Source organism: Chamaesiphon sp. VAR_48_metabat_403, assembly GCF_031422475.1.
In the GTDB taxonomy this organism is placed as follows: domain Bacteria; phylum Cyanobacteriota; class Cyanobacteriia; order Cyanobacteriales; family Chamaesiphonaceae; genus Chamaesiphon.
Genome location: NZ_JANPLS010000123.1, coordinates 1 through 13,618, shown reverse-complemented (window position 1 = coordinate 13,618; position 13,618 = coordinate 1). Strand labels below are relative to the sequence as shown.

General features: G+C 47.9%; 8 protein-coding genes. 3 read left to right on the top strand and 5 right to left on the bottom strand.

Features of this window, described 5'->3' with window-relative positions; genetic code table 11:
• Positions 1-887 (top strand): iron uptake porin (locus RMO79_RS06380; protein WP_310482221.1); only part of this gene is annotated, 887 nt, incomplete at its 5' end.
• Positions 888-1,227: 340 nt separating this feature from the next.
• Positions 1,228-1,722, top strand: a complete 495-nt coding sequence (locus RMO79_RS06375; protein ID WP_310482220.1) for a hypothetical protein — start codon at positions 1,228-1,230, stop codon at positions 1,720-1,722.
• An 82-nt stretch (positions 1,723-1,804) separates the two neighbouring features.
• On the opposite strand, the gene RMO79_RS06370 is transcribed toward RMO79_RS06375, so the two are convergent.
• From RMO79_RS06370 to RMO79_RS06350, 5 genes are all read right to left on the bottom strand, one after another.
• On the bottom strand, positions 1,805-2,080 hold the full coding sequence (locus tag RMO79_RS06370; protein WP_310482219.1) for a MoaD/ThiS family protein: 276 nt from the start codon (positions 2,078-2,080) through the stop codon (positions 1,805-1,807).
• A gap of 110 nt (positions 2,081-2,190) precedes the next feature.
• Positions 2,191-3,489, bottom strand: coding sequence for a threonine synthase (thrC, locus tag RMO79_RS06365; protein WP_310482218.1), 1,299 nt, complete (start codon positions 3,487-3,489; stop codon positions 2,191-2,193).
• 221 nt (positions 3,490-3,710) lie between these two features.
• Positions 3,711-5,072 carry a hypothetical protein gene (locus RMO79_RS06360; RefSeq protein WP_310482217.1) on the bottom strand — a complete coding sequence of 454 codons (1,362 nt, stop codon included), beginning with the start codon at positions 5,070-5,072 and terminating at the stop codon, positions 3,711-3,713.
• Between the two features lie 102 nt (positions 5,073-5,174).
• Positions 5,175-6,635, bottom strand: coding sequence for a sugar transferase (locus tag RMO79_RS06355; protein ID WP_310482216.1), 1,461 nt, complete (start codon positions 6,633-6,635; stop codon positions 5,175-5,177).
• A gap of 398 nt (positions 6,636-7,033) precedes the next feature.
• On the bottom strand, positions 7,034-7,264 hold the full coding sequence (locus tag RMO79_RS06350; RefSeq protein ID WP_310482215.1) for a hypothetical protein: 231 nt from the start codon (positions 7,262-7,264) through the stop codon (positions 7,034-7,036).
• Between the two features lie 41 nt (positions 7,265-7,305).
• On the opposite strand from RMO79_RS06350, the gene RMO79_RS06345 reads away from it, so the two are divergent.
• Positions 7,306-13,618 (top strand): polyketide synthase (locus RMO79_RS06345; protein WP_310482214.1); only part of this gene is annotated, 6,313 nt, incomplete at its 3' end.

Sequence of the window (13,618 nt, the reverse complement as noted above, 5' to 3'; positions counted from 1 at the left end):
GTGCAGGTACCCCCGCTGTCGCGACTAACGAAGGCAGCTTATCCTGGACTGATGGTACCACCGATAGCAAAATCGGCATTGACGCACTTAAATATGAATATCCGCTCACCCCGCAAACACAGCTAGTCGTCGCCGCGAATGCTGGTGCATCCGATGACTTTACCGACACAATTAATCCTTACTTTGATGGCGATGGTGCGAGCGGCTCGATTTCCACTTTTGGCAACCGTCCCTCAATTTACTATACAGTCCAAGGTCAAGGTGTCGGCATTCGGCACAAGTTAAGCGATACAACCGAACTGAGTTTCGGCTACTTAGCACGGAGCGGTAACGATCCAGCCACAGGTAGTGGATTACTTGGCGGTGGTTATGGTGCGCTAGCACAAGTCACCTTGAAAACAGGCGAAAATTCTAAAGTTGGTTTAACTTACGTTCGGTCTTTTAATTCCGATCCGGGTACGGGTAGTCTTAATGCTAACTTGGGTGGAATTAGTAATAACTTTGGGTTGCAAGGTTCTTTTCAACTGAGTCCCGAATTCGCCCTCGGTGGTTGGGCGGGATATACCCAAAATCAAGGTACTAGTGGCGAAAGACAAATCTGGAGTTGGGCATTAACCGCTGCTGCACCAGATTTCGGTGGTAAAGGTAATTTAGCTGGGTTCCTAATTGGGCAAGAACCAAGGGTTACTGCTTCAGGAACAGATCCGGTTACTGGTACTAATACTACAGATACTAAAGCTGGACTGCATATTGAAGGATTTTACCAGGTCAAACTCAACGATAGCCTGAGTATTACACCAGGGATTATTTATCTAACTGCACCCAATCAGGATGCAAATAGTACTGGTGCATTAATTGGTGCCCTACGAACTACGTTTACGTTCTAATCGATGGAACTAACTTAACACTATAAATAGTTGCAAGAGTACTAAGTTACTTTTGCAGCTATTTTTATATTATGGCAAGACTCGTTCGTGGAGCGTCTGTCTTGACGTTTTTTTATTCGGGGGGAACCCTAGACATAAAAACGTCGCTCTGAAAGAGAATCGCCCGTCGGCTCGATTGAAACACAGTTGAGCTGGTCAATTGAAGATTATGTAGCAGTTTACGCTATTCCCTGACGGTAAAGTATGATACATATCTATTTAGTAGAGTTTCTCAACAAAATGATGGAATACTAAAGGTAGCTATCTCATCATCGATCCTTTCTAGTCTATTTGTGTTTTCATGCTGATTATCTTGTGTATAACCGCCATCTGTGCCGCGACGATTATGTTTTTTAGCCGTCGTTTACTTAGGTATTTATGGCTGTTGCAAAGAGATGAATACAGCAGAAGGCAGTTTGGCAAAGGTTTGATGGAAAATAATGTTTACGATCGCAAAGGGAGTCTGATTGCGACAATGGCTGCTTTGGCGATCGAACTTACTAGAGAGCAGCTCGTCGTTTCCTCAATAATTTCCATCCTCGCGGCAATTGCACTGGTTTATTTGGGTTTTTGGGAAAGCGATCCGCGTCTATCGGAATCGGTTAAATTGGATGAAACCGATCGATCTCGGAAAATTTATCATCTATCCTTGAGTTTTTACTCGATCGGCTTGATAATTGCGATCGTCAGTACCCGTGCGTTGGTTACTCATGACGATATTGCTTGTTATTGGCTGATTGCGATTATTGCTATCCAATCTTCTCCAGTTTGGCTCATGCTAGCGAGTAGTTTGTAATGGGAGATGGGAGTAAGAAGTAAGACAAAAGCCTCCGACTTTGTATATGAAGTCGGAGGCTTTTGGGTGCGATTAATTTGGTTTAACCGCCAGCTACAGCCGGAACGATGCTTACTTGGTCGCCATCGTTGAGTGGTGTATTTGTACCATCAAGAAAGCGAATATCTTCGTCATTGACATAGAGATTGAGAAATCTCCGTAATTGACCAGCTTCATCGCAAAGTCTGGCTTTAACGCCGGGACAGTCAGATTCAAGCGCGTCTAATAACTCAGCAATACTGTTACCATTACATTCGATCGTCGCGCGATCGCTGGTAAATTTTTGGAGTGCGGTGGGGATTAATACTTTAACAGTCATGAAGAGAGATGGGAGATGGGAGATGGGAGTTGGGGAGACGGGGGGACGGGGGGACGGGGAGACTGGGGGATTGTTCTAAAATCTATCCACTAAAACCTAAAGCCTAAAACCTAGACTTGTGTTTGTGCCCAGTCGAGGCGATCGAGCGTTTGAGAGCGTTCGAGAGCGCGTTCAAAGCTGTCTAATTTGGCTTCGATTTGGAAGGGTTCGCTGACGTAGCCTTGAATCGATTCTTGGGTTTTGAGTCCGTTACCAGTGATGTAAACTACGGTAGTTTCGTCGGGATTAATTTTACCAGCTTCGACGAGCTTTTTGAGGACGGCAATGGTGGTACCACCAGCAGTTTCAGTAAAGATGCCTTCGGTTTCCGCTAGTAGTTTCATCCCTTCGATGATTTCGGCATCGGTGACGGATTCGATGTTACCGTTGGTTTTGCGGGCGAGTTCTAGTGCGTAAATGCCGTCAGCAGGGTTGCCAATCGCGATCGATTTGGCGATCGTATTGGGTTTGACTGGGGTGACAAAATCGCGACCTGCGGCATAAGCTTGAGCAATGGGAGAGCAGCCTTCAGCTTGCGCGCCGCTGAACCGAACGGGCTTATCTTCGACTAAGCCGACTTTGATAAATTCTTGAAAGCCTTTGTGAATTTTAGTAAATAACGAACCAGAAGCTAATGGCGCGACGATGTGGTCGGGTAATTGCCAACCTAGTTGTTCGGCAACTTCATAGCCGAGCGTTTTGGAGCCTTCGGAGTAATAAGGGCGAAGATTGATATTGACAAATCCCCAACCATAAGTATTGGCAACTTCACAACAAAGGCGATTTACTTGGTCGTAGTTGCCTTGAACTGCCATGACAGTAGGGCCATAGATGACTGTACCGAGGACTTTACCTGCTTCAAGGTCTGCGGGGATAAATACGCAACAGTCTAAGCCTGCATGAGCCGCGATCGCGGCGGTGGAATTGGCTAAGTTACCAGTACTCGCACAAGAAATAGTCGAGAAGCCAAATTCTTTGGCTTTGGAAAGTGCCACCGATACCACCCGATCCTTGAAGCTCAATGTGGGCATATTTACAGCATCGTTTTTAATATAGAGATTTTTTAAGCCCAGGCGACGCGCTAACCGATTGGCTTTGAGTAATGGTGTCATCCCGGTACCGACATCGACGATATGCTCGTCGGGAACGGGGAGTAAATCTTTGTACCGCCAAATCGAGTTGGGGCCTGCTTTGATGCTCTCGCGAGTCACCTTAGTCCGGAGATAATCGTAATCGTATTGCACTTCCAATGGCCCAAAGCAGAGTTCGCAAATGTGGGTGGCTTTGAGTTCGTACTCAGTACCGCACTCTTTACAGGCTAGTCCTTTGGCGGCAGTCGTTCTGGTGCTGTTTAAGGTTGCTTGGGTCATGGTGGGAGGGCGTGGTGATTAGGTATCCGTCTACTTGTTGAAAAACAGCTTATCATGGCTCGATCGAGCCGTCAAATATACCCGACTATTTTAGTCGGGTATTGGGGCGTGTGGTTGTGCCTACGCAGGCTATCGCCAACGGCTCCGCTCAACCACCGGGGGGTGTGGGAGGTGTGTGGGGAGAAACCAAGAACGCAGTTCCAAAACCTATTCACTATCCACTATTCCCTAAAGCCTAAATTTTGAAAGATGACTTCAGGAAAGGGACTGGTAGATTTGGGTGCGAGTAGTGGCAAGTTAATTTGTTTGAGATGGCGATCGAAAAAGGCTAAGGTATAACGATTGATAATTTCCATTGCGCGTGTGTGTGGAATTTTGCCCCCGCCATTGACAAACCGCGATCGGAGGGGATAATCGGAAAAACTCATGTGAGCAGCACCCAAGAGGGTAAGATTATAGCCGCCATGTCGAGCTAACCATCGCTCTCGCTGTTGGAATCCCCACTCATCTGTGAGTTGTCCGCGCCGTTTGCTCCCGTTGGTGGAGCGGAGTTCGGCAGCGGTGGGACGGGGATAATCGGAATTCATAAATAAAAATGGTCGATCGGCACCTTGTTGTGCGGAAGAGCCAAACATCAAGCCATCCATATTCATGCCAGCTTTAAGTCGCGTATCGATCGCACATGCTTGTGCGGCAACTGCGCCACCGAATGAATGTCCGAAAATGCCAATTCGATCGAGATTGAGGCTGCCTTTTAAAAGTGGATGAGTGTTAAATTCTGGCAATCGATCGAGGATAAATCGTACATCTTGAGTTCTTAAATCGAGTTGCGATCGGGCGACATTGAGAAAATTTGCCATTGCGGCATCTGAAGAGGTGTAATCGGCAGCTAAATTGCTGCGAATGACTCTACCGCTAGGGTAAATCGCGATCGGTACCGAGCAAGCATGTTCTAAACCAATGACGACATAACCGTGACTGGCTAGCTCTTGAGTTTGAAAGGTATTATCGGTTTTAAAGCCGCCCCATGAAGGCGTATAAATAATTATCGGGTATGGAGTGGCAGTTGTCGCGATCGGTGCCGCTTGAATGGCATGGGTTTTAACCAATCTCAAATGACTGAATAATCCAGCCGGAACCAACCGTGCATCTTCAAAGTAGGGAGTTTTGGGACTATTATTAGCGATCGCTGGATACCAAACGCGAACGACTAGTTCTCGATTGGCAGTATTAGTAGTCGGATCGCACAATTCAATTCGCGATTTATCGATCGCATGAAGTGAGATCGTACCGACAGCATATTTACCAGTCGGGACTGGTAATGTAAAAATAGGGTATGCGTAAAACAGGATTACTGAAACTAGAGCACCAATTATGCCTATGCCGATCGCGGTGGGAAATAGCCAGGGTAGGTTAATAGTCAGCTTTAGTCGCTCTAAAATGACTATTAATAGTAGGCTAGCAGCCGCTCCTAATGCTGGAATCATTTGCCAGCAGTAATTACCCCGGAGTGAATCGATCGTGCTGGGAGTGCCGATGGCGATTGCCACAGCCAGCAGCAATAAATATTTATACCCATTCATAGGTTAGAAATTTTGGAGATTGTCGAGCCTCCTCTCCTAACCCAATTGTAGTTCGATCGTGACGATTCTCTTAACAGAGAGGCTTCGCCAACGAAGATCGCGTTAATAAGATCCTTCTTTAAACAACACTACTTTAATTGTTTCGAGTAAAATCTTTAAATCGAGCGCGAGCGACCATTGAAGAATATAAACCATATCCCAGTAAAAGATCTCTTCAGAGTCGCTGCTCGTGCGGCCTTTGACCTGCCACAATCCGGTAATTCCAGGTAAAACTTCGTAACGTAAAAACCTGTCGCGATCGAGATCGTTAACGTCTTGGATCGATAGCTCGTAGTCGCGGACGGCGATCGGACGAGGGCCGACGAGGCTCATTTGTCCTTGGAGCACGTTGAATAATTGTGGTAATTCATCTAAGCTGTAGTGGCGTAAGAATCTACCAATTTTGGTAATCCGAGGGTCTTCTTTGATTTTAAAGAGAACGCCACCTTTGACTTCGTTTTGTTCTTCTAGCTCTTTTTGCAGCTCGCTGGCATTGGCAACCATCGTCCGGAATTTCCAAACGCGGAACCGACGACCTTTAAGACCGACACGGTATTGTCTGTAAAAAATCGCACCGGGCGAAGAGCGTTTGACGAGAACGGCGATCGCAATCAACAGCGGCGATAACAGGATTGTCAATATTAACGCAGCAACCCAATCGAGTAACCGTTTCAGCCAGAAATTAACGCCAAAAATTGCTAAAGATTTAAAGCGAACGGTAGGGATTTCTTCAATCATTTTGGTTTCAGATGCCCGTTGGGGTAGCTGCAACTCTGTCGGCACTACTCGGAGATGAATTCCGGCGGCTTTAAGGTTCCAAAACAGAATAATTTGATTGTCAATTAGCTGTTGAGAGCAAATAAATACTTCACTAATTTCGCGCGATTTCACCAGATCGATAATTTGGTCTAATTGTTTTTGGATGTCCCATACAGATAAATCGATGATGCTATCGACTCGAAATTGTTGGGATCTAACTATTAGTTTGCTGACCTTATCTATATCCGCGCGCTCGCCAATTAAGACGACAGCTTGCTGTAATGCTGGATTGCGTTTGCGAATCTGAATTGTAGCTAGATCGAATAAAAATCTCGCCGAGCTGATAAACAGAAAGTTTAATACCCACGCGATCGCAAATACCGAGCGCGATACCCACCACAGTCCTGGTTGATAAAAGAACGCAGCAATTAAAATCATTAGTTGCGCTAACGTTAATGATTTCAATAACTTGGCAAATCGATTTAGTTTGTCATCGGTACCATAAAACCCAGAAGCAGCCAGGGTGCCTACTGTGACGGCAAGGATTGGCACCAGCGGATCGGAAATATGTCTGCCCAAAGTTGGCGTACCAATTTTATCTGCGACGAACCACGATGCCAATAACATCCCAGTATCGAGTGCGATTAGCGCGAACGAGCGCAGCACCATTAATGGTGTCCGCCACCGAATTGCCAAATTTGTCGCGCGAATATCTTCGGTCTGCCAGAGATTGATGATGGGGTCGATTTTTTTTAACTCGGTCATGCGATCGCTCCGAAAGTATGTGATATGGAGTCAAATAAAATTCTTGCAGTGATCTCAGTCACGAATAATTTGTGATAATTTTTGAAGATACTTTGGTGAGAATAATATCCTATTCATCATCGCTAAAAAACTCGAATAATGTCAACGATCGCGCAGCTAAATTTATATAAACATATTAACTAGCAGATCTAGTCAATGGCTAGACGATCGAGATGAATGTCGCAAACTAAATCTAAGTTCGCTTAGATACATACCTCCGATACATTCAGTCATCTGGCTGTTGATAATTGCCAAAATTTGGAGAAAGATTAAGAAAATCGCTCTATAGCTAACGATCGAGAGGCTTATATAAAATGCCGATCGTCGATCTTTAAGTTTCTAGCAATTCAAATTAGCTCTTACGTATTTTGATGTAAAGACTGGGCATTATCTAATACTTTTACATCCGAATCTAACCGAGCCGATCGACAAAGATCGAATGTAAATTTAAGCGATCGAGCGTACTGTCGCCATGCCAGAGCGAAACTCAAGTAATCTAGAGACACGATCGATTTAGTAGGATCTGCACGATCGTGCCTAGATGTAGGCAAAAAACCGATAATTTGCTCCAAATCGATAACAGCCGCCACCACGCCATCACAGAAAAATCAGATCGGGGAGTCAAAAGTTTATGCATCGACCACTACTAAATACGCGCTGGTCGCGCGTATCGATTATTATTCCGGCATATAACAGTAGTGAATTTTTGCCGTTCGCGATCGAAAGTGCGCTCGCACAGGCAGCTCCAGAGATCGAGGTCGAAATTGTGGTCGTCGATGATGGTTCGACTGACGATACTAGCGCGGTATGCGAGCGGTATCCGACAGTTAAGTATGTTTATCAAAGCAATCAAGGGTTGCCAGGTGCGCGCAATGCGGGGATTGCGGCGAGTAGTGGTAGCTATTTAATTTTTTTAGATGCTGACGATTGTTTGTTACCAGGAGCGGTAGAGTTCGGTGCGAATTGCCTCGATGAGAGATCTGAGGCTGGGTTCGTGTTTGGGCGATATGTATTTAAAGCGATCGATCCCGACGGATCGTATCGCAATCGGACGCTGTTTGCCGAGCCGCCACCAGTAGCTAGTTATGCGACGATTGTTTCTTGCCAGCATAATATTCAATGTGCGACAGCAATTTTTCGACGGGAGGCGATCGAGGCGGTGGGAGGATTCGCACCCAATCTCGAAGATATGAATTTGTGGTTGGGAGTCGCGCGTCAATTCCCCATTTATTTTCACGATCGAGTCGTTTCGGAATATCGCTATCACGGGAGTAACGAATCGAGCAAATCGGGTAAAATGCTCGCAGCGACAATGCGAACGCATGTTTTGGAAGCCGACTACGTGCGGCAAACTGGCAATTTAGAACTGATAGCGGCGTATGAAACCGGACGATCGGCTTGGATAAAATTTTATGGCGATCGACTCATCTTTGAGGCAATTCGCTCGATTCAGGCGGGGGAATGGATTGAGGCGATCGGCAAGCTAAGGATAATTATCCACTACGATCCGCAATTGCAATCGATCGATCGGGAAGCATACACAGCAGCGACGACAGATTTAGCCGCTTATTTACAAAAACCTGCCAATTTGCCCCTATTCGTGGAGATCGGGGAAGCGGCGCAGGAGTGGGGCTATAATCCCGAACTTTTCGATCTGGCGACGATCGATCTTATCGAGCGAGATGTGCGCGCGATGCTGGCGAGGATCGGCGTGTCGATTGCCGATGGGACTCAATCGCCTGCTATGAGCGATTTACAAAGACAGCAAATATTATTCGACTGGAACGATACCAGCACCGACTATCCGCGCGATAACTGCATTCATCAGATCTTCGAGCGACAAGTAGCCGAGCGTGGTGACGCGATCGCTTTAGTCTATCAACAGCAACAACTTACTTACACACAACTCAACCGCCAAGCCAATCAACTCGCCCACCATCTGATTTCCCTCGGCATCCAACCCGAAGATCTCGTCGCTATTGCGCTCGATCGCTCCCTCGATACTATTATTACTATCCTCGCCATTCTGAAAGCTGGCGGCGGCTATCTCCCCCTCGACTCCAGCCAGCCCTTAGCACGACTCGCCTTTATTATCGAGAATGCAGGTGTATCGAGGCTGATAACTAAAACAGCATTATTGAATCGATTACCCGCACATACCGCCCAAATTATCGATCTCGACACCGCCGCAGTGGAGATCGCCGATCGTCCGACTACCAATCCTCAGCTCGTGCTAGCTGCCGATAACTTAGCCTACGTCATGTACACATCTGGTTCCACCGGGAACCCCAAAGGTGTATGTATTCCCCATCGCGGTGTCGTTAGGCTGGTGAAATCGACTAATTATCTCGATTTTAGTCCCCAGCAAGTTTTTCTCCAATTGGCTCCCTTGGGTTTCGATGCCTCGACTTTTGAGATTTGGGGCAGCTTGCTTAATGGTGCCAAACTGGTGCTATTTCCCGCCGAGAAGCCCTCGTTAGCGCAATTAGGTGAAATCGTTAGCAGCGAGGGAATTACTACGCTGTTGCTGACGACAGGGCTGTTTCACTTGATGGTAGACGAACGGTTGGCGGATCTAAAACCGCTCCGACAATTACTGGCGGGCGGCGATGTTTTATCGGTGCCTCACGTCCAAAAAGTGTTATCTGTGCTAACAGATTGCCAGTTGATTAATGCTTACGGCCCGACCGAGAATACCACTATTGCCTGTTGTTATCAAATTTCGCGCACCGATCCAGATTTGAAATCGATTCCCATTGGTAAGCCGATCTCTAATACTCAAGTTTATATTTTAGATGCCGATTTACAGCCCGTGCCGATCGGGGTAGAGGGCGAACTGCACATCGGTGGGGATGGGCTGGCGCGCGGTTATTTACACCGCCCCGATTTGGATGCCCAAAAGTTTATCGCTCATCCGCTGGCTGAGGTGGGAAGACTCTACAAAACTGGAGATCGGGCGCGCTATTTACCCGATGGAAATATTGAATTTTTAGGGCGGATCGACAATCAGGTGAAGATTCGCGGCTTTCGGATCGAGCTGGGCGAAGTGGAGGCGACGCTAGCCATGCATCCCAGCGTGCGGGAGGCGATCGCGATCTTGCGGGAAGATCGCCCTGGTGACAAACGGTTGGTGGCTTATGTGGTGCCAGATCCGATCTCACCTGTCGAAATTTCCCAACTGCGGAACGATCTCCAGCAACAGTTACCTGAATATGCAATTCCAGCGGCTTTTGTCTATGTGGCGGCGATGCCGTTGACGGCAAATGGTAAGGTCGATCGCAAGGCGTTACCGCTGCCAGATCTAGTTAATTCTCGATCGGCAAAGATTGATATCGACAACCGGATCGAGCGGGTATTAATGGAGATTTGGCAAGAAATTCTGCGGATCGAAACCATCGATCTCGATGATAATTTTTTCGATTTGGGTGGAAATTCTTTATTAGGATTGCAGGCGATCGAACGGATTCAACAGCGATGCGATCTCAAACTTTCGGTCGTCCGACTTTATCAGTATGCGACGATTCGATCGATGGCACGATACGTGGCTGAATCGCTCGGTGGAAATATAATTCAGGCTAATGTCGATCGAACTAAACCCTCACTACCAGTCGCAAATAATGGCGTAGCAGTCATCGGGATGGTGGGCAGATTTCCAGGGGCAAATAGCATTACCGAATTATGGGAAAATCTACGGGCTGGACGCGAATCGATCTCGTTTTTCGATCTCGATGAAATCGATCGGAGCGTCGATCCAGAATTACTTGCCGATCCTAATTATGTCCGAGCTAAAGGTGTAATGGCGGGGGCAGAATCGTTCGATGCGAGCTTTTTTCAGATCGCCGAACGCGAAGCCGAAATGATGGATCCCCAAGCGCGAATTTTAATGGAACTCGCACACGAGGCTTTAGAACATGCGGGTTATCCAGCCGCAGCCGAGAACAAAATTGGGATTTATGCTGGATCGGCTGAAAATACTTATTTTGAGAAACATCTGAGCGGACGCGGCGACATTCTCGATCGGTTTGGCGAATTTCAGACGCATTTAGTCAACGATCGCGATTATTTTACCACTAGAGCTTCATATAAATTAAATCTCCAAGGGCCGAGTATTAATATCAGTACGGCTTGCTCGACTTCTTTAGTCGCAATTATTCAAGCTTATCAGGGCTTATTAAATGGGCAATGCGATCTTGCCTTGGCAGGTGGGGTGGCAATTAGTACGCCCCAAAATCAGGGCTATTTACATCAGGAAGGATCGATCTTGACTCCCGATGGGCATTGTCGTCCGTTCGATGCTCAGGCTGGGGGGACATCTTTTAATAATGGTGGCGCACTCGTCGTCTTAAAACGGTTAGAAGAAGCGATCGCGGATGGCGATCGAATTTATACTGTCATTAAAGGTGTCGGCATTAATAACGATGGTGCCGATAAGGTGAGCTTTACCGCGCCCAGCGTCAAGGGACAAATGGGGGCGATCCTCCAGGCGCAACAGCAAGCAGGCGTGCATCCAGACACGATTTCATACATCGAGGCGCACGGTACAGCCACCGCTTTGGGCGATCCGATCGAAGTTGAAGCCCTCACTCAAGCATTTCGGACGCAAACCCAGGCAAAACAATTTTGCGGCATCGGTTCGATTAAGAGCAATCTAGGACATTTAACCGCCGCCGCTGGCGTAGCGGGATTTATCAAAACAGTTTTGGCTCTCTACCATCGCCAAATTCCGCCGAGTATTAATTACGATCGACCGAATCCCCATATCGATTTTACAGAAAGTCCCTTTTATGTCACCGATCGATTAGTCGATTGGCAAGCGACAGACACGCCGCGTCGTGCGGGGGTGAGTTCCTTCGGCGGCGGCGGTACCAATGCCCACGTCATCCTGGAAGAACCGCCAGCCAGCTTACCATCTAGCTCCTCGCGCCCAGCTCAATTATTGCTCCTGTCGGCTAAAACCGAACTAGCACTCGATCGACTGACAACCAATTTACGCGACTATTTACAGCAGCATCCCGAACTAAATTTAGCAGATGTCGCCTATACCCTCCAACAAGGTCGTCAGCATTACCATTACCGACGATCGATCTGCTGTCAAAATCTGGCTGAAGCGATCGAAAATTTGACAACATTACCACCGCAATTAACGGCAACTCGACATCTGAGTGGCAAAACTGCAAATGTGGTATTCATGTTTTCCGGACAAGGTACCCAATATTTAAACATGGGTGCCAACCTGTATAAACACGAACCAATATTTCAGAGTGCGATCGACCGTTGTACGGAAATTTTACAACCGTTATTAGGACGAGATCTGCGCCAATTGCTGTATCCATCCGGGGTAGATGTTGCCACCAGTACGGAATTATTGAGTCAAACTCGTTACACTCAACCTGCCTTATTTACGATCGAATACGCACTCGCTCAATTATGGCAGAGTTGGGGCATTCAACCCGCAGCCGCGATCGGGCATAGTATCGGCGAATTTGTTGCCGCTTGTCTGGCGGGTGTATTTTCACTCTCAGACGCGCTCGCGCTAGTTGCCAAACGGGGCGAATTAATGTGGAATTTACCCGCAGGGGCGATGTTATCCGTCCGACTTCCCGCCGCAGAAGTCGCGGCTTGGCTAACGCCAGAAATTTCGATCGCGGCAATTAATAGTCCCGCTTTATGTGTCGTTTCCGGTACGATTGAGGCGATCGAGAAATTACAGCAGGAACTAGAGACAGCCGAAGTTGCTTGTAAATTACTCCACACTTCCCACGCTTTTCATTCACCCATGATGGCACCGATCGTCACGCCATTTGCCGAGGCGATCGCGCAAGTTAAACTATCGTCGCCCCAAATTCCATTCGTGTCGCTAGTTACAGGCGACTGGATTACCGACGCACAAGCCACAGATCCGCAGTATTGGGCAGAGCATATTATCGAACCAGTCCACTTCGCACGCGGCGTAAGTAACTTGTGGGAGCGAGATCCCGATTACATCTTACTCGAAGTCGGCCCCCGTCAAACCTTAACGACCCTCGCCCGCCAAACCGCCACCGATTTATCCCGTCAAATCGTTATCCCCACCCTCGGTAATACCGCCGATGGCAATGCCGAATGGCAAAATTTACTTGCCGCCGTCGGGCGATTGTGGCTGGCTGGAGTATCGATCGATCGGCCGCCATTTTACCGCAACGAACGCAGACAGCGCGTACCACTGCCCACCTATCCCTTCGAGCGACAAAAATTCTGGATCGATCCGCCGCCCCACCCCAACAATTTAGCACCCGCTCCGCCACCTCTGGACGATCGTTCGGTGCAACCGAGCCAACAATCGATCGACAACCCAATCCCCACCACCGATTTCCACCATCTACCCATGACACCAGTGCAAACTCCCCAAACATCCGTTACCTCGTCAGCACCTCGCTCCATCCGTCTGATTCCAGAGATCGCCAGTGTCATCCAGATTGCCTCTGGCATCACCATCGCTACCAACGAACCTTTGACATTCTTAGAACTAGGTTTAGATTCGCTCTTACTAACGCAAGTCGCCCTCAGTCTTAAAAAGAAATTTAAAGTCCCCGTCACTTTCCGGCAGCTATTAGAAGATTGCTCCACCTTAGCAACTCTAGCCACTTCGATCGACCTCCAACTGCCCCCAGATGCCTTTGCCGCACCTGCGATCGCTCCAACCCCGCAAATCGTCGATTTATCCCCACCTGCAACATCTACACCCCAAATCGTCAATTTACCCCCGCAGATAGCTGCCAGCCCAGTTTTAACCCCACCTCCAACCACAATCGCTCCTGCCACCATTTCTTCCGCACCAGCAATTCCTACAGGCAATCTCAGCGCGATCGAATCCGTGGTACAGCAACAGCTCCAAATCATGGCACGGCAACTAGAACTCCTCAGCGGTAATAGTCCCCCATTCCCCCACTCCCCTAATCTCCCAG